We start from the raw sequence: 16,379 nt of genomic DNA on the forward strand, positions 1-16,379 counted from the left end.
GCGCGATCCCAGCCCTCAAGGTGGCCCATGCTTGACGACAGTGACGACATCCACCCCCTCTTTGCCGGTGCGCCAACAAGCACCGAATTCAAAAAGCTGCGCAAACGCATCGTCCGCCACACGCGCGAGACGATCGAGCAGTATGGGATGATTGAACCGGGCGGCAAATGGTTGGTCTGCCTGTCGGGGGGCAAGGACAGCTACACGCTGCTCGCGGTGCTCCACGAACTCAAATGGCGCGGCCTCCTGCCAGTCGACATCCTCGCCTGCAACCTCGACCAGGGCCAACCGGGCTTTCCCGCGACAGTCCTGCCCGAGTTCCTGGAACGCATGCAGGTCCCCCACCGGATCGAATACCAAGACACCTATTCCATCGTTGTCGACAAGGTCCCGCAAGGGCGCACCTACTGCGCGCTCTGCTCGCGGCTCCGACGCGGCAACCTCTACCGTATCGCGCGCGAGGAAGGGTGCACCGCAGTCGTTCTGGGCCACCACCGCGACGACATCCTCGAGACGTTCTTCATGAACCTCTTCCACGGCGGACGGCTGGCCACGATGCCCCCGAAGCTCGTGAACGAGGAAGGAGACCTGTTCGTCTACCGCCCCCTCGCCCACGTGGCCGAAGCCGATTGCGAAAAATTCGCCCGGTCCATGAACTACCCGATCATCCCCTGCGACCTTTGCGGCAGCCAGGACGGGCTGCAACGGCAACAGGTCAAGCAGATCCTCGACGGATGGGAAGCCAACAGCCCCGGTCGCCGCCAGGTCATGTTCCGGGCGCTGATGAACGCGCGCCCGTCCCATCTGTTGGACCCCAAACTGTTCGACTTTGCGGGACTGATGCGCAGCTCGGAACAATTTGAAGAAAAAAACGTGAACATTCCAGATTTGCGTTAAGCGCTGACTTACCTTGGGCCCCTAGTCCTTGTCTCGCCTGCGGTTGCGACCGGGCAGGACGGAAAAGGGGTCAAAGATGCAATTCCGCGCGCCAGAGATGCTGAAAACACTGCGCCACAGGATGGCTGCGGCCTTGGCTGGTCCGCAAATGCTGGCCTTTGTGCCTGCCGTTATGCTCGCGGCATATTGGTTGGGCGGCGAAATCGCCCTGACAACCGTGGCGGTGGCCCTGCCGCTCGGCTGGTTCGCCGTCGGCGGGATCGACGATGTGATACGCCAGCGCAGGGCCCGCGACCTGCAACCCGGCCTCGTCTCGCAAGACACCTTTGGCGACAAGGTCGATACGATCCGACAGGATGCGCCTGGCGCAGACAGAAACAGCGCCATCTTCTCCATTGAACTTGATGACCACACCACGCTTGCCGACCGCTTCGAACCGGCAGCGATTGATCGGATTCTCAAGGCCGTCGCAGATCGCTTGGTCACGACGATGCGCGACCACGACACGCTCTGCAAAACTGGCGACTTTCGCTTTTCACTGTGTCTGGGTCAGGTCCAGCATCTCGATCTTGAAAGTTGCATTCAACTGGCAGGGCGCTACCAACAAGCGATTGAAGAACCGATCGCGCTCGACGGCACAACTGTCTATGTGTCTGTCAGCGTCGGCTTCTGCCTGCTGAACCGCGCCCCAGGCGGGTCGGGTCGCGACTGGCTCAACGCATCGCTTGCCGCCCTGACCGAAGCGCAGCGGCGCGGCCCGTCCTCCGTCCGCGCCTATTCCACCGAACTCCACTCACGGCTTAAAAACCGCGCCAATTTGCGGGACGAGGTCGCAACGGCGCTCGAACAGGGTCATATTCAACCCTGGTTCCAGCCGCAGATTTCGACCGATACGGGCAAAGTCGGAGGCTTCGAAGCGCTCGCACGCTGGATACATCCCGACCGCGGCGCCATCTCTCCGGCCGAGTTTCTGCCCGCGATTGAGGATGCAGGCCTTCTCGAACGGCTGGCCGAGATCATGATCTACCACAGCTTCACCGCGCTCAAGGCATGGGATTCCGCTGGGCTGCACGTCCCGCATGTGGGTGTGAACTTCAGCGGATCTGAGCTGAACAACCCCAAGCTTGTGGACAAGGTGCGCTGGGAACTCGACCGCTTCGACCTGACACCAGATCGGCTGGCCGTCGAAATCCTTGAAACCGTCGTGACCGACAACACCGGCGACACGATCACGCGCAACATCAACGCGCTGACCAAACTGGGCTGCCGCGTCGATCTTGACGATTTCGGTACCGGCCATGCCTCGATTTCATCCATTCGGCGGTTCGGCGTCGGTCGGATCAAGATCGACCGCTCCTTCGTGATGAAGGCGGACCGCGACCCCGAACAACAACGCATGATCAGCGCCGTACTGACGATGGCAGAGCGGATGGGGATCGAAACCCTCGCCGAAGGGGTCGAAACTGTGGGGGAACACGCCCTGCTGGCGCAGCTTGGGTGCGACTATGTACAAGGCTTTGGCATCGCGCGGCCCATGCCCTTTGAAAAGACGTTGGATTGGGTCCGCGCACACGAGGCCAAGCTGAAGGACACGCCCTCGCTTCCTGTCCGGCGCACAAACTGACCGGCTGACCCCCTGCTTGTTTGCAAACCCGCGCCGAAGCGACGCCCAACCTTGGCCTGATCGTGAACAAATCCCCGGCTTTTGGGCCTTGCCTCACACCCGAATCCGCTTGACCTTTGCCCCTGCACTCTGTTGAACCCGTGCAACGTTTCAGACAGCAGGTGGCAGTCCCCGATGGACGATCAGAACAAGAACCTCATTCTTGCAACGGCGCTCAGTTTCCTTGTCATTCTGGTGTGGTTCGTGGTGTTTCCCCCCCCCGAACCCGACGTTCCCCTGGACGCAGCAGCGCCGACGACGGCGCAAACCGACGATGCGGGCACAGTGCCAGCCGCACCCCCGGCACCGGGCGCCCCTCAAACCGCATCCGAGGCAGCCACCGAAACCGCAGATGCGCCCCGCATCGACATCGAAACCGACCGCGTGGCGGGCTCGATCTCACTCCTTGGCGGCCGCATCGACGACCTGCAACTCAAAGACTACCGTGTCAGCCAGGAACCCGGCGCCGACATCGTAACGATGCTGTCGCCCGTTGGCTCTGCGGATGCCTATTATGCCGTCTACGGCTGGGCGCCCGGGGGCGGTCTCGATGCAGATGCCGTACCCGGCCCGAACACGCTTTGGACCCAATCAGGGGGCGACACCCTCGGCGTCGGCTCCCCCGTCACGCTGTCATGGGACAATGGCACTGGCCTGGTCTTTGAACGCGAAATCAGCATCGACGCCGATTTCATGTTCAGCATCACCCAGTCGGTGACCAACAACGGCGACACGACCGTCCGCGCAGCACCTTACGGCATGCTGACACGCCACGGCGAGCCGTCCGATCTCAAGAACTTTTTCATCCTGCATGAAGGTGCGGTTGCCATGGCCGATGGCGAACTGGCCGAAACCGATTGGGACGAAATCCCCGATGCCAGCGTCGATCCCGCCTGGGGCCGCCCCGCCATTGTGACCGAAGGCGTCACACAAGGCTGGATCGGCTTCACCGACCACTACTGGCAGTCGATCCTGGTCCCCACCGGCGTGCAAAGCTTCGACCAGGCGCTCACCTATGACCCGCGCAGCGATGTCTACCGCGCCGTCACCCGCCTGCCCGCGCAGGATGTGGCCGTCGGTGCAACCGTGGCCATCCAAACGCAACTTTTCGCGGGCGCCAAGGAATGGGAAGCCATCCGCGAATACCAGGCCGCGGGCGTCGAGGGTTTTATCGACAGCATCGACTGGGGCTGGTTCTTCTTCCTGACCAAGCCCATCTTCTGGCTGCTGCACGAACTGAACCTGCTGATCGGCAACATGGGCTGGGCCATCATCGGCCTCACGCTCATCATCAAAGCCGTGCTCGTCCCTCTCGCCTTCAAATCCTACGTCTCCATGGCGAAGATGAAGGAACTCCAGCCGCAGATGGAGGAGCTGAAAGAGCGCGCAGGCGACGACAAGCAGAAACTCCAGCAAGGCATGATGGAGCTCTACAAGAAGGAAAAGGTGAACCCCGCCGCGGGCTGTCTGCCGATCCTTCTGCAGATCCCGATCTTCTTCTCGCTCTACAAGGTGATCTTCGTCACGATCGAGCTGCGCCACGCGCCCTTCTTCGGCCCCTTCCAGGACCTCAGTGCGCCTGACCCCACCTCGATCATCAACCTCTTTGGCCTCCTGCCGAACGAAGCACCCGATCCGACCAGCTTCATGGCGCTCATCTTCATCGGCATCCTGCCGATCCTCCTGGGCATCTCCATGTGGCTGCAACAAAAGCTGAACCCGGCGCCCACCGACCCCACGCAACAGATGATCTTTGCCTGGATGCCCTGGGTCTTCATGTTCATGCTGGGCGGTTTTGCCAGTGGCCTCGTCGTCTACTGGATCGCCAACAACGTGATCACGTTCACCCAGCAATACCTGATCATGCGCAGCCAGGGCTACAAACCCGACCTAATGGGCAACATCACCAGCGGCTTCAAGAAGAAGCAGGCCGAGGACGCCAAGAAGTGACCGGCACCCTCGCCCATATCTGGCGGCACCCGATCAAAGGGATCGGGTCCGAAGCCTGTGAGCGCGCTGACCTTACCCCGGATCAGGCCGTTGTGGGCGATCGGGCATGGGCGCTCCTGAACGCTGAGGCCGAAGATACAGACGCCTGGCAACCGCGCCGCAACTTCCTGCAAGTGGCCTCCGGTCCGGCCCTCGCGGCTGTCGGCGCAGTGTCCACGGCGGACGGCGTGCTGCTCACGCACCCCGACCGCGCCCCACTGGACTTCAAACCAGAAACCGACCCGACAGCCCTCGGCACATGGGTCGGCGACCTCTGGCCAGGCAACCGCCCCGGCCCCGCCCGGCTGGTCAAATCCCCGACCCAAGGCATGACGGATGTCGAGTTTGCCTCCGTCTCCATCGGCAACCTCTCGTCGCTCCGCGCGCTCAGCCAAAAGGCAGGCATGCACATCGACATGCGCCGCTTCCGCATCAACCTCTGGCTCGACGGCCTCGCCCCATGGGCAGAGATTGACCTGCTCAGCGGCGACATCACCCTCGGCGGCGCGACGCTCTCACCGGTCGAACCCATCGAGCGCTGCCGCGCCCCCGACGCCAACCCGCAAAACGGCCAGCGCGACATCGGCATGCTCCGCGCTCTCGAAGATGGCTGGGACACACGTAATTTCGGCGTCTATTTCAAAGTAAAATCCGGCGGCACCGTCGCCGTCGGCGACACACTGCAATGATACTCCCCTTCCCCATCGCCGAAACACCCGACCCGCAAACTGCGGAACAGGGCCGCATCCTCTTCGCGGGCGAAACCGAGTTCGTCAAAGGGGTGGTCGCCATGTCCGGCCTGCCCCCCGCCGACCGGCTCGAGGTCTGCTTTGCCGGGCGCTCGAATGTGGGCAAGTCGTCCCTCATCAACGCACTGACGGGACGCAAAGGGCTTGCGCGCGCCTCAAACACGCCGGGCCGCACGCAGGAAATCAACTACTTCACCGCAGGCGACGACCACTACCTCGTCGACCTGCCAGGCTACGGCTACGCCAACGCCCCCCTACCGGTGGTCGAAAAGTGGCAGCGCCTCCTGAAACAGTACCTGTCCGGCCGCCAAACCCTACGCCGCGCCTTTGTCCTCATCGACGCGCGCCACGGGATCAAGAAGGTGGATGAGGATATCCTCAAACTCCTCGACAACTCCGCCGTCACCTTCCAATGCGTTCTGACCAAGGCGGACAAAGTGAAGGCCAAGGACCGCGAGGCGGTACTGGCGCAGGTCCGACAAGCGCTGTCCAAACACCCAGCAGCCTTCCCCGAAATCGTGCTCACCAGCAGCGAAAAGGGCGACGGCATAGAAACCCTCCGCGCCATCATCGCCACGCTCGAATAGCCGGACAACCACGCCACGCGGTCCCCTCCCCATGGGGGAGGGCCAGGGTGGGGGCAGGACATGTCTTGCGCGCCAGCGCGCAATTCCGGATAAGCGGCGAAACCGCCAAGGCCGCAACAAGATGAAGACGCAAAACATGAACCGCGACTGGATCGCCACCGCCCGCACGCTCAGTCAGGCGCTGCCCTACATGCAGCGCTACACCGGCGCGACCGTCGTCATCAAGCTCGGCGGTCACGCCATGGGCTCGGACGAGGCGATGGAGAGCTTTGCCAATGACGTCGTCCTGATGCGGCAGGTGGGTGTGAACCCGGTCATCGTCCACGGCGGCGGCCCCATGATCAACGACATGCTCAAGCGGCTCGATATCAAATCCGACTTCGTGAACGGCAAGCGTGTGACGGACGCGGCCACCATGGAAGTGGTTGAAATGGTGCTGTCGGGTGTGGTCAACAAACGGATCGTCCAAGCCATTAACCGCGCAGGCGGCAAGGCCGTGGGCCTGTCGGGCAAGGACGCCAACCTGATCACCTGCGATCAGACGGACGCCGCCCTCGGCCTCGTAGGCACACCGGCGCAGATGGACCCAACGATCCTGTCCACCCTCTTCGAACGCTCCATGATTCCCGTCATTGCGCCCCTCGGCGCGGGCAAGAACGGCGAAACCTACAACATCAACGGCGACACCGCCGCCGGCGCCATCGCGGGGGCACTCAAGGCTGACCGCCTGCTCCTGCTCACCGACGTCTCCGGAGTCAAAAACGCCGAAGGTGAAGTCGTCACAGAACTCACCGCCGACCAAATCCGCGACCTGACCGCAAACGGCACCATCGCAGGCGGCATGATCCCAAAGACAGAAACCGCGCTCGACGCCATAGCAAGCGGCGTGCGTGCGGTCGTCATCCTCGACGGACGCGCGCCAAATGCCTGTCTTCTCGAACTTTTCACCGACCACGGCGCAGGCTCCATCATCCGCCCACGCTGACACAAACGTGTCCGCGCGCCGCATTGCCTGACACGGGCGACGCGGTAGATATGGGTCATGGAAAACGAAACCCTGATCCGTTTGAGCGTCTTCATCGGCCTCTTTGCACTCTTTGCACTGACCGAGGCGATCCTGCCCCGCCGTACCCGCACCCAATCGCGCAAGCAACGCTGGGTCACAAACTGGGGTATCACCATCGCCAACACGATCTTCATCCGGATCATGGCATTCCTCTTGCCGGTCCTCGCCGTCGGTGCCGCCATCGACGCCAGCACCCAAGGCTGGGGCCTGTTCAATGCACTCTCGCTGCCCGTCTGGATCGAAATCGTCGTGGCCATCCTGATCCTAGACTTCATCATCTGGGCGCAGCACCTGATCACCCACAAGGTCCCGCTCCTCTGGCGCCTTCACCGCGTCCATCACGCCGACGTGGACATGGACGTGACCACCGCCATCCGCTTTCACCCGATCGAAATTGGCCTGTCCATGCTGATCAAGATCGGCGCCGTCTACCTGCTCGGCCCCGCCGCCCTCGCCGTGATCCTGTTCGAGATCATCCTGAACGGCACCGCCATGTTCAACCACGCCAACATCCGCCTGCCCCTCTGGCTCGACGCCATCGTGCGGCGGGTTTTGGTCACGCCCGACATGCACCGCGTCCACCACTCGGTCCACCGGCACGAGCATGACAGCAACTACGGCTTCTCCCTGTCGATCTGGGACCGCATGTTCGGCACCTATATCGCGCAGCCCGAGGCCGGGCATGACGACATGCAGGTGGGTCTCGAATGGCAAGACGACCGCCCTGCCAAGCTCGGCTGGTCCCTCGCCCTCCCCTTCGCCCGGAAATGACACTTCAGGATGTCGCCGCGGCAGTGAGGCCACATGGCCTGATGGTCATGGGTCACAGCGGCAACCGCATCCTGATTGGCACCGACGCAGGCTGGTGGGACGTCTTCACGCAAAGCCCCGAATACCTTAAAAAGGTCAAAGATCCCGTCGACACGTGGTCCAAGCGTGTCATGGGCGGCATCGCGAAAGAGATGGGGGCGAAGGCCCACTACCCATCCGACGGCCCACCCTACGCCCCCTTCATCGCGTGGGCGCTCGACACGGGCCGTTTCTGGCAAAGCCCAACCGGCATGATGATCCACGAAACAGCCGGTTTAATGATTTCTTTACGTTGCGCGCTTGAATTCATTGAAGAATTTCAATCTGTCCCCGCGGGGACAAATCCATGCACCTCCTGCTCCACCAAACCCTGCGTCTCCGCCTGCCCCGTAGACGCCCTGTCAGACGCCCATTTCTACGACGTCCCAGCCTGTAAGGCGTATCTCGATACGCCCGAGGGCACGACCTGCATGACAGGCGGCTGCCTCGCCCGCCGTGCCTGCCCGGTCAGCCAGTCTTTCGCCCGACCCGAGGCGCAATCAGCCTTCCACATGCGAGCATTCGTCGGATGACCCGCACACTCATCCTCATGCGCCACGCGAAGTCCAGTTGGGACCATCCCAACCTCACTGACCACGACCGCCCGCTCAATGACAGGGGCATCGCATCGGCCAAGGCCATGGGACAATGGCTGCGGGACAACGGGCACCTGCCGGACGCAGCCGTCAGTTCCAGCAGCGAACGCACCGGGCAGACCTTCCTCGGCTTAGGCCTAGACATCCCCATCACCTTCACCCGCGCGCTCTACCATGCCGGACCAGAGGTGATAATGGAGGTCCTGCAAGAACAAAACGCGGAAACAGTTCTGATGCTTGGGCACAACCCAGGTATTGCCGACTTCGCCGACCGCCTCGTCGCGCAACCGCCAAGGCATCCCAGATTTGCCGACTACCCAACCTGCGCCACGACTGTGATCCGCTTCGATGTCGAGGGCTGGAACGACATCGGCTGGCGCGAGGGCCAGCCGATTGATTTCGCGATACCGCGAGAGGTGATGGGGTAAGGCGGATCCTGATCCGCCTTACGTGTCAGTGCCCCAAGATCTGGCTCAGGAACAATTGCGTCCGCGGGGACTTCGGATTGTTGAAGAACTCTTCGGGCTCGTTCTGTTCGACGATCTGGCCCTCATCCATAAAGATCACGCGGTTCGCCACCTGACGGGCAAAGCCCATCTCGTGCGTCACGCACAGCATGGTCATCCCCTCTTCGGCAAGCTCAACCATAGTGTCGAGCACCTCTTTGATCATCTCAGGGTCCAGCGCCGATGTGGGCTCGTCAAACAGCATGATCCGCGGCCGCATGCAGAGCGAGCGGGCAATGGCCACACGCTGCTGCTGACCACCGGAGAGCTGGCCGGGATACTTGTCGGCCTGGTCGGGGATCTTCACCTTTTCCAGGAAGTGCATCGCCGTTTCCTCGGCTTCCTTCTTGGGCGTCTTGCGCACCCAGATCGGGGCCAGCGTGCAGTTTTCCAGGATCGTCAGATGCGGGAACAGGTTGAAGTGCTGGAAGCACATACCAACCTCTGACCGGATCTTGTCGATGTTCTTGAGGTCCGAGGACAGGACCGTCCCATCGACAGTGATCGTGCCCTGCTGATGTTCTTCCAGCGCGTTGATGCAGCGGATCAATGTGGATTTGCCCGACCCCGAAGGGCCCGCAATCACGATCCGCTCGCCGCGATAAACCGTCAGGTCGATGTCGCGCAGCACGTGGAAGGTGCCATACCACTTGTTCATCTTGTCGATGGATACGGCCACTTCGTCAGACACATTGGCCGCCACGTGGGGCAGATCGGTGTTGGGCAGGTTTGTTGTTGTCTCAGTCATTGTTACCCACTCCTTAACGGTGGTCTGTCGCAAGCTGGCGTTCCAGCCATTGCGAGTATTGCGAGATGCCGTAGCAGACGACGAAGAACAGCAGCGAGGCAAAGCCCAGCAGTTCCCAGTAAACGCCGTTCCACTCTTGCGCAGAAAGGATCGGTCCGCGGATCATACCCACCAGGTCGAACATCGAGATCACCGACACCAGCGTCGTGTCCTTGAACAGACCCACGGCCACGTTCACGATGCCCGGAATCGAGATCTTGAGCGCTTGCGGCAGGATGATCAGACGCATGGCCTGCGGATAGTCGAGGCCCAGGCTGTCCGCCGCCTCGTACTGCCCGCGCGGCAGGGCAGCGAGGCCACCCCGGATCACCTCGGCAATATAGGCAGCCGAGAACATGGTGATCATGATCACCACGCGCAGGAACAGATCCACGGTGCTGTTCGGCGGGAAGAAAAAGGCCAGCATCACTGATGCCACGAAGAGCAAAGTGATGAGGGGCACGCCCCGCACGAACTCGATAAAGACCACGCAGATCCACTTGATGATCGGCATGTCGGACTGACGGCCCAGCGCCAGCACAATGCCCAGCGGGATCGACAGCGACACGCAGGTCACGCCGAGCATCATGTTCAGCATGAAGCCACCAAGGTCACGGCTGGGCACATAGCGCAGCATCGCGTTGGCATTGGCATTGTCGGGGATGAGCCAGCCGCCAATCGTCCAGACCACGATGGCCACGATCACGGCACCGAAAAAGCCCGCTGCAAAGCTCGATGTGCTGAACTTCTGGAACACGAAGTAGCCTGCAACAAAGCCGACCAGCGCCAGAAGCGGTGTCAAAATCGTGCCACCCCAGATCAGCCAAAAGGCGACGAAGGGGTAGAGCGCGGTGATGATCAGCAGCTTGCGCGGCAACGTGTAGATCAGCACCGGCAGAGCTGCGACAAACAGCAGGATCAGGGCCAGGTTCGGGCGCCAGTATTCGGCGGCCGGGTACTTGAACCCATAAAGCAGTTGGTGAACCCGCTCCGTCAGGACCGAGAAACAACCGCCCCGAACCCCGTCCAGCACTTCACGGCATTCCGCGAGGCTCTTGGTGGTCCAGACCCCGTTGAAGATCCACGGCAGCGATGACGCCAGGATCGAATAAATCGCATAGAGCGACAGCAGCGTCAGCACCGTGCCCCAGACACCGTTGAACAGGTTGGCGCGCAGCCAGCCGACCAGTCCGACCTCGGACGCGGGCGGCGGGGATGGGGGGAGTTGTGTGTCGCGGACGTAAGCGACGGTTTGTGCGTGTGTATCGCTCATCTCACCGCTCCTTCAGCTTCACAGAGGTGTTGTAGACGTTCATCACCGCCGAGATCAGCAAGCTGATCGTGAGGTAGAACAGCATCAGCAGAAGGACGCATTCGATGGCCCGGCCCGTCTGGTTCAGCGTGATGCCCCCCAACGTGCCGGTGATGTCCATGTAGCCCACGGCAATCGCCAGCGACGAGTTCTTGGTGATGTTCAGATACTGCGAGATCAGCGGCGGGATGATGACCCGCAAGGCTTGCGGCAGGATCACAAGGTTCATGATCCGACCGGGCCGCAGTCCAAGCGACGCCGCGGCCTCGCTCTGACCCTTGTTGATGGCCTGGATGCCTGCGCGCACGTTTTCAGCGATGAACGCGCCGGTGTAGATCGCAAGCGCGAACCAAAGCGCAATCAGCGATCCGCGAATGGTCAGGCCACCGCCGAAGTTGAAGCCACGCAGCGCGGGAATGTCCCAGCTCAGGCCCATGATCGTCAGCAAGACGATCAACGGCACAAACCAGATGGCCAGCGTGAAATACCACGTCGTCGGACGCACACCCGTCAATTCCTGTTTGGCACTGGCCCATGCGCCCAGTGCCTTGGCCCCGAAGAAGGAGCCGACCAGCCCCAGCAGGATCAAGAGCCACCCCATGGCCGCCGATCCGAAGAGCGGATTGCCGAGGATGGGCGCAGGCACATAGACGCCGCGATTGGTGAAGGCGAAAAGACCCAGCAACATGGTGGCGTCAGGCTCGTCCCCGCGGAACGCGCGGGGGGCGGGCATGACGGCCGTCATGATGGTGAAGATGATGATGATCCAGATCAGGACCGGCACGTTGCGGAACGCTTCGACATAGGCCGACATCAGCTTGGACACGAGCCAGTTGTTCGACAGGCGCAGAACGCCCGCGATCACCCCCAGCACAGTGGCCGAAACGCAGGCGAGGAACGCCACCAGCAGCGTGTTCAGCACACCCACCACAGTCGCCCGCCAATGCGTGGACTGGCTGGTGTATTCAATCAGACGCTGGTTGATGTCGTAGCCCGCAGGCTCGCCCAGAAACGCCCAACTCAGGGACAGGCCCTGATCGCGCAGGTTCGCGAACATGTTGCTCATCAGGTACGCGATGGCCATCACAAGGGCCAAAAGCGCAATGAACTGAAATGTGTAAGATCTGTAGCGCGTGTCGTTGAGAAGCATCGACAGGCGGAACGACTCCTGTGGAGGGTCGGTCATCGTGGTCATGGAGAGGGTCCCCGTGGTTCCGACCCTTGATTTTTGTCGCGCCGAGGCGCGGGGCCGGGTTTTCAGAAGTTGGCTGTCCTTGAGGCATCTCTGCCGCTGTTTTCAGCGATCCTGTGCCCAGATGCGCGAGGGGCGCAGGGATGAACCTGCGCCCCTCGGCTTGGTATCTTAGCGGAAGGGCGGGCTGTAGAGCAGGCCGCCGTCGGTCCACTGAGCGTTCAGGCCGCGGGCCAGACCGATCGGAGTGGATTCACCGATGTTCTTCTCGAAGATTTCGCCATAGTTGCCGCCAGCTGTGATGGCTTTCGCGGCCCAGTCAGCGTCCAGACCCAGCATCTCGCCCAGCGTGCCCTCGGTGCCGAGGATACGGTTGATTTCCGGGTTGTTGGTGCCAGCCGACATCTCGGAGATGTTTGCCGAGGTGATGCCCAGCTCTTCTGCCGAGATCAGCGCGTTCAGAGTCCAGCGAACCACATCGCCCCACTCGTTGTCGCCGTGACGGACCAGCGGGCCCAGCGGCTCTTTCGAGATGATTTCGGGCAGCAGGACGTGATCGTTCGGCGCTTCGAACGCGGCACGTGTCGCGGCCAAGCCGGACGCGTCCGTGGTGTAGACGTCGCAGGCACCGGCCAGGTACTGCTGCTGCGCTTCGGCGTTGGTTTCGATCGGAACGGGCTCGTAGCTGATGCCGTTGATGCGGAAGAAGTCCGCCAGGTTCAGCTCGGTCGTGGTGCCGGTCTGGATGCAGACGGTCGCGCCGTCCAGTTCCTTGGCCGACGAAACGCCCAGATCCTTGGGCACCATGAAGCCTTGGCCGTCATAGTAGTTCACGCCGACGAAGGTGAATTTCAGGTCCACGTCGCGCGAGAAGGTCCATGTGGTGTTACGTGCCAGCATGTCGATTTCACCCGAGGCGAGCGCGGTGAAGCGCGTTTTGCCTGTGGTGGGTACGAATTCGACGGCAGTTGCGTCGCCCAGAACGGCAGCAGCAACAGCGCGGCAAACGGCCACGTCAAAGCCTTGCCATTCGCCGTTGGCGTCAGGTGTCGCAAAGCCCACAAGCCCGGTAGCAACGCCGCAGTTCAGCGTGCCGCGTGCTTTCACGTCATCAAGCGTGCCAGCAGCCGCAGCGCCGGCAGCCAAGCCAGCGGCGGTCAGCGCGCCAAAGAGTACGGTTTTTTTCATTTTTACCTCTTCCTGATTGTCCGCCATGTTTCAGCGGTCCGATCAACGCAGCCTGAGTGCCCATGCCACGTCGAAAGCGATCCAGCCGGGGTTATCCCCAACTGGTGGGCGTTAGTTTGCGGGGATTCATCGCGAAACGTCAAGGGCGGCATCATCAAAAACGATGCATAATTGTGCGCTTTTCACGGCAAGACCTTGACGTGACGTCAGGCCGCTTTTGTTGCGTCAAAAAAGGCTTTTGCGTGCAAAAATGACCCTTCCTTGAGCTTCGCGACCTCCTGCGCCTCCTCATCCTCGCCCCATTGCTCTTCCTGCCAGGTTTCATCCAGCCGGGAAGCTGCCCAAATTGTGAGCGGCGGGTGTAGGTCTTGGGCGGCGGCGAAACCCAGGATCAAGGACCCCGACAGGCTGACCAGGTCGTGAAAGGCCGCAAGCTGGAAATTCGACATCGCATGGACAGGTGCCGCAAGGGCGGCAAGTGCGTCCGCGTCCTGTGATTCGTGCATCAGGCCCGTGCGCGGCATCAGGCGCGCGCCCAATGTCTGCGCCGCCCAGTCCAGATAGGGATCCCACATCGCCGCCTGCCGGTCGATCAGCGCCTGCGGGGCATCCGCCCGGTAGCACAGCAGATCGGCGTCAGCATAGGCTGCCAGCATATCCGCCACCTCGGCGTGCTGAACGGCCACCTTGTCGATCGCTGCATTGGCACTGCGTGTAAACGGCATCGACAGCGGGTTCACCACCTCATCCTGCGCGTCCCATTCGGCAGCAATGGCCGCAGCCATGGCGCGCGTCGGCAGAGTCAGGGCCGCCTTGGCCGGTGTCTTGACCGCGCGCCCATCCAGCTTGACCGTCCAGCCACCCGGCACTTCCTCGGCTGTGGCTGCTGTCCAGAACCGTTTTTGCTTCCACTCACTCATGTCATTCCACCCATAGCGCGCCCAGCGCGTCATCAAGGTCATCAAAACTGTTCAGAACCGCCCGCGCACCGTTCAGTCGCGAGGCCGGGTGATAGCCCCAGCTTACGCCGATGAATGGCATGCGCGCGGCCTCCGCCATATCGGCATCAAAGCTTGTGTCGCCGATCATCACGGCATCCGCCGCATACACCCCCGCCTCGTCCATCGCGGCCTGCAGCATGGACGGATGCGGCTTTGACGGGTGGAAGTCGGCCACCTGCCGGGTCACAAACATCCCCTCCAGCCCATGTATCTCGATCAAACCATCGAGCCCACGCTTGGATTTGCCTGTCGCGATGCCCAACAGGATGTCATCCCGTCCATTCAGGCGATCAAGTGCCGCGCGCGCACCGGGATAAAGGGGCGAGGATGCCGCGCCCTTGCTCAATCGCAGATCAGCGTAGCTGTCCTTGTAGACCGCGACCATGCGGTCGTGATCGGCCTCCGGCGCGAGGGTCCGCATGGCCACAGGCAAGGACAGACCGACGATGCCGAGAATGTCCTGCCGCGTTGGTGCGGGCATCTCGACCGCGCCAAAGGCGGCTGCCATGCTGGCGACGATATCCGCTTGGCTGTCGACCAGCGTGCCATCCACGTCGAAAACGACAAGCCTCATTCAAAGCGCCTCAAACGGGTCTTCGGCAGCCAGATCCTCGGTCCAGCCGAACGTGTCCCAGCTTTGCTTCATGTGGTCGGGCAGCTCTGCCGTCACGGTGATGACCTTGCGCGTCTCTGGCTGCTCGAACCGCATCATACGCGCGTGCAGGTGCAGCTTTTGCGAGATGATGCCGCCGACCTTGGCCCCCCAGCCATCGCCGAGGTTTTCCTGGCTCGATCCACCATATTTGCCATCACCGACAATCGGGTGCCCGATCTCGGCCATATGCGCGCGCAACTGGTGGGTGCGGCCTGTGATCGGCTCCATCGCGACCCATGCAGCGCGGGAGGCAACGCGGTAGAGCGTGGCATAGAGCGTATGCGCCCGTTTCGCGCCCGGCGTGCCGTCGATGTCACGCGGGTGTACTGCGATCATCTTCTCGCCCTCGCCCCCACGGCCCCGTCCGGGGGCCTTGACCAGACCGTATTTGATCTCGCCCAGATAGGGCGTGGGCACGCCCGCAACGAGCGCCCAGTAAATCTTGCGCGTGTCGTGGTGGCGCATGGCGGCTGTCAGCGACTTGGCCGCGAGGCGGGTGCGCGCCAGCAGCAGAACGCCCGACGTGTCCTTGTCCAGCCGGTGCACCAGGCGCGGCTTTTCGTCGGCATCAAAGGTCAACGCCTCGGCCAACCCGTCGACGTGCTTGGTCTGCCCGGAGCCGCCTTGGGTCGGCAGGCCCGACGGCTTGTTGATCGCGATGACCTGATCGTCCTTGTAGATCACGCAGTCGCGGATCATCTTGGCGTCTTTGTCGGAAATGCGGGTCTTTTTCACCACTGGCGCAGGCCGGTCGGGCAGCGGCGGGATACGCACCTGCTGGCCTTCCTCGACCCGCGTCGAAGATTTGACGCGGCCCCCATCGACCCGGCATTCGCCCTTGCGGCACATCTTTTCGATCATGCCCTGACTGACTTGCGGGAAGCGGCGCTTCATCCAGCGGTCAAGACGCTGATCGCCTTCACCCGCTTCGACGGTCACGGTCTGAACCCCACTCATGCGAAGAGCCCCCTTGCGATGAGCAGCCCCACTGCCAGCGCGCCAACAGACAGGCCAACGGAGAGCGCAATGTAAAGCGCGGCGGAGGCTGTTTCCCCGCGCTCGATCAGCGTCATGGTTTCGAGTGAAAAAGCGCTGAACGTGGTAAAGCCGCCCAGCACCCCGGTCATCACGAACGGCGACAGGTGCGTAAGCCCCTTTTGCGCTGCGGCCACGACAAAGACACCCATCAGGAACGAGCCCACGATATTGACCGTGATGATGGCGAGCGGAAAGTCGGACGGCCCAAGCGCGCGCAGCATCGCCACGCCCGTCAGCCAACGCAGAGACGCGCCAATCGCCCCGCCAAGGGCCACGAGAGAGAGGGTTGAAAACATGGCCGGTC

17 protein-coding genes are annotated in these 16,379 nt (G+C 62.2%); 9 read left to right on the forward strand and 8 right to left on the reverse strand.

Annotated elements, in window-relative coordinates:
• The first annotated feature begins 27 nt into the window (after positions 1–27).
• The 9 genes from ttcA to RA29_RS18025 all read left to right on the forward strand — a co-directional run bounded on the left by ttcA (position 28) and on the right by RA29_RS18025 (position 8,824).
• Positions 28–897, forward strand: coding sequence for a tRNA 2-thiocytidine(32) synthetase TtcA (gene ttcA, locus RA29_RS17985; RefSeq protein WP_039688541.1), 870 nt, complete (start codon positions 28–30; stop codon positions 895–897).
• A gap of 76 nt (positions 898–973) precedes the next feature.
• Positions 974–2,521 (forward strand): GGDEF domain-containing phosphodiesterase, encoded by a 1,548-nt coding sequence (locus RA29_RS17990; RefSeq protein ID WP_039688542.1) that lies wholly within the window; start codon positions 974–976, stop codon positions 2,519–2,521.
• A gap of 174 nt (positions 2,522–2,695) precedes the next feature.
• A complete protein-coding gene (yidC, locus tag RA29_RS17995) occupies positions 2,696–4,510 on the forward strand; it encodes a membrane protein insertase YidC (protein WP_039688544.1) in 1,815 nt (604 codons plus the stop codon).
• Positions 4,507–5,238, forward strand: coding sequence for an MOSC N-terminal beta barrel domain-containing protein (locus tag RA29_RS22985; RefSeq protein WP_039688546.1), 732 nt, complete (start codon positions 4,507–4,509; stop codon positions 5,236–5,238). The genes yidC and RA29_RS22985 overlap by 4 nt, the downstream gene beginning before the upstream one ends.
• On the forward strand, positions 5,235–5,885 hold the full coding sequence (gene yihA / locus RA29_RS18005) for a ribosome biogenesis GTP-binding protein YihA/YsxC (protein ID WP_039688548.1): 651 nt from the start codon (positions 5,235–5,237) through the stop codon (positions 5,883–5,885). The genes RA29_RS22985 and yihA overlap by 4 nt, the downstream gene beginning before the upstream one ends.
• Positions 5,886–6,006: 121 nt before the next feature.
• The gene (gene argB, locus RA29_RS18010) at positions 6,007–6,870 is read left to right on the forward strand and encodes an acetylglutamate kinase (protein WP_039688550.1); all 864 of its coding nucleotides are present in this window, start codon (positions 6,007–6,009) and stop codon (positions 6,868–6,870) included.
• A gap of 57 nt (positions 6,871–6,927) precedes the next feature.
• Positions 6,928–7,722, forward strand: a complete 795-nt coding sequence (locus RA29_RS18015; RefSeq protein WP_039688552.1) for a sterol desaturase family protein — start codon at positions 6,928–6,930, stop codon at positions 7,720–7,722.
• Complete coding sequence (locus tag RA29_RS18020) at positions 7,719–8,333, forward strand: hypothetical protein (RefSeq protein WP_039688554.1); 615 nt, start codon at positions 7,719–7,721, stop codon at positions 8,331–8,333. Before RA29_RS18015 ends, RA29_RS18020 begins: the two co-directional genes overlap by 4 nt.
• A complete protein-coding gene (locus tag RA29_RS18025) occupies positions 8,330–8,824 on the forward strand; it encodes a histidine phosphatase family protein (protein ID WP_039688556.1) in 495 nt (164 codons plus the stop codon). The genes RA29_RS18020 and RA29_RS18025 overlap by 4 nt, the downstream gene beginning before the upstream one ends.
• Before the next feature lie 25 nt (positions 8,825–8,849).
• Here RA29_RS18025 and RA29_RS18030 read toward each other — a convergent pair whose 3' ends face one another.
• The 8 genes from RA29_RS18030 to crcB form a co-directional block, all read right to left on the reverse strand.
• Positions 8,850–9,650 (reverse strand): amino acid ABC transporter ATP-binding protein, encoded by an 801-nt coding sequence (locus tag RA29_RS18030; protein WP_052249764.1) that lies wholly within the window; start codon positions 9,648–9,650, stop codon positions 8,850–8,852.
• A gap of 13 nt (positions 9,651–9,663) precedes the next feature.
• Positions 9,664–10,962, reverse strand: coding sequence for an amino acid ABC transporter permease (locus RA29_RS18035; RefSeq protein WP_039688558.1), 1,299 nt, complete (start codon positions 10,960–10,962; stop codon positions 9,664–9,666).
• A 1-nt stretch (position 10,963) separates the two neighbouring features.
• Entirely contained in the window at positions 10,964–12,196 is a 1,233-nt protein-coding gene (locus RA29_RS18040; RefSeq protein WP_039688560.1) for an ABC transporter permease subunit, read from the reverse strand.
• 168 nt (positions 12,197–12,364) lie between these two features.
• Positions 12,365–13,381 carry an amino acid ABC transporter substrate-binding protein gene (locus RA29_RS18045; protein WP_039688711.1) on the reverse strand — a complete coding sequence of 339 codons (1,017 nt, stop codon included), beginning with the start codon at positions 13,379–13,381 and terminating at the stop codon, positions 12,365–12,367.
• A 206-nt stretch (positions 13,382–13,587) separates the two neighbouring features.
• Complete coding sequence (locus RA29_RS18050) at positions 13,588–14,301, reverse strand: ATP12 family protein (RefSeq protein WP_039688713.1); 714 nt, start codon at positions 14,299–14,301, stop codon at positions 13,588–13,590.
• 1 nt (position 14,302) lies between these two features.
• Positions 14,303–14,956, reverse strand: coding sequence for an HAD-IA family hydrolase (locus tag RA29_RS18055; protein WP_039688562.1), 654 nt, complete (start codon positions 14,954–14,956; stop codon positions 14,303–14,305).
• Positions 14,957–15,994: an RluA family pseudouridine synthase gene (locus RA29_RS18060; protein WP_039688564.1), complete on the reverse strand. Its 1,038-nt coding sequence runs from the start codon at positions 15,992–15,994 to the stop codon at positions 14,957–14,959.
• Positions 15,991–16,371 (reverse strand): fluoride efflux transporter CrcB, encoded by a 381-nt coding sequence (gene crcB / locus RA29_RS18065; RefSeq protein ID WP_039688566.1) that lies wholly within the window; start codon positions 16,369–16,371, stop codon positions 15,991–15,993. The genes RA29_RS18060 and crcB overlap by 4 nt, the downstream gene beginning before the upstream one ends.
• Positions 16,372–16,379 lie beyond the last annotated feature (8 nt).

This window comes from Tateyamaria sp. ANG-S1 (genome assembly GCF_000814025.1).
In the GTDB taxonomy this organism is placed as follows: domain Bacteria; phylum Pseudomonadota; class Alphaproteobacteria; order Rhodobacterales; family Rhodobacteraceae; genus Tateyamaria.

What these genes read in the sequence shown, in the direction of transcription:
- ttcA (WP_039688541.1), top strand. Translation starts at nt 28, where the DNA reads ATGCTTGACGACAGTGACGACATCCACCCCCTCTTTGCCGGTGCGCCA.
- RA29_RS17990 (WP_039688542.1), top strand. Translation starts at nt 974, where the DNA reads ATGCAATTCCGCGCGCCAGAGATGCTGAAAACACTGCGCCACAGGATG.
- yidC (WP_039688544.1), top strand. Translation starts at nt 2,696, where the DNA reads ATGGACGATCAGAACAAGAACCTCATTCTTGCAACGGCGCTCAGTTTC.
- yihA (WP_039688548.1), top strand. Translation starts at nt 5,235, where the DNA reads ATGATACTCCCCTTCCCCATCGCCGAAACACCCGACCCGCAAACTGCG.
- argB (WP_039688550.1), top strand. Translation starts at nt 6,007, where the DNA reads ATGAAGACGCAAAACATGAACCGCGACTGGATCGCCACCGCCCGCACG.
- RA29_RS18015 (WP_039688552.1), top strand. Translation starts at nt 6,928, where the DNA reads ATGGAAAACGAAACCCTGATCCGTTTGAGCGTCTTCATCGGCCTCTTT.
- RA29_RS18020 (WP_039688554.1), top strand. Translation starts at nt 7,719, where the DNA reads ATGACACTTCAGGATGTCGCCGCGGCAGTGAGGCCACATGGCCTGATG.
- RA29_RS18025 (WP_039688556.1), top strand. Translation starts at nt 8,330, where the DNA reads ATGACCCGCACACTCATCCTCATGCGCCACGCGAAGTCCAGTTGGGAC.
- RA29_RS18030 (WP_052249764.1), bottom strand. Translation starts at nt 9,650, where the DNA reads ATGACTGAGACAACAACAAACCTGCCCAACACCGATCTGCCCCACGTG.
- RA29_RS18035 (WP_039688558.1), bottom strand. Translation starts at nt 10,962, where the DNA reads ATGAGCGATACACACGCACAAACCGTCGCTTACGTCCGCGACACACAA.
- RA29_RS18040 (WP_039688560.1), bottom strand. Translation starts at nt 12,196, where the DNA reads ATGACCACGATGACCGACCCTCCACAGGAGTCGTTCCGCCTGTCGATG.
- RA29_RS18045 (WP_039688711.1), bottom strand. Translation starts at nt 13,381, where the DNA reads ATGAAAAAAACCGTACTCTTTGGCGCGCTGACCGCCGCTGGCTTGGCT.
- RA29_RS18050 (WP_039688713.1), bottom strand. Translation starts at nt 14,301, where the DNA reads ATGAGTGAGTGGAAGCAAAAACGGTTCTGGACAGCAGCCACAGCCGAG.
- RA29_RS18055 (WP_039688562.1), bottom strand. Translation starts at nt 14,956, where the DNA reads ATGAGGCTTGTCGTTTTCGACGTGGATGGCACGCTGGTCGACAGCCAA.
- RA29_RS18060 (WP_039688564.1), bottom strand. Translation starts at nt 15,994, where the DNA reads ATGAGTGGGGTTCAGACCGTGACCGTCGAAGCGGGTGAAGGCGATCAG.
- crcB (WP_039688566.1), bottom strand. Translation starts at nt 16,371, where the DNA reads ATGTTTTCAACCCTCTCTCTCGTGGCCCTTGGCGGGGCGATTGGCGCG.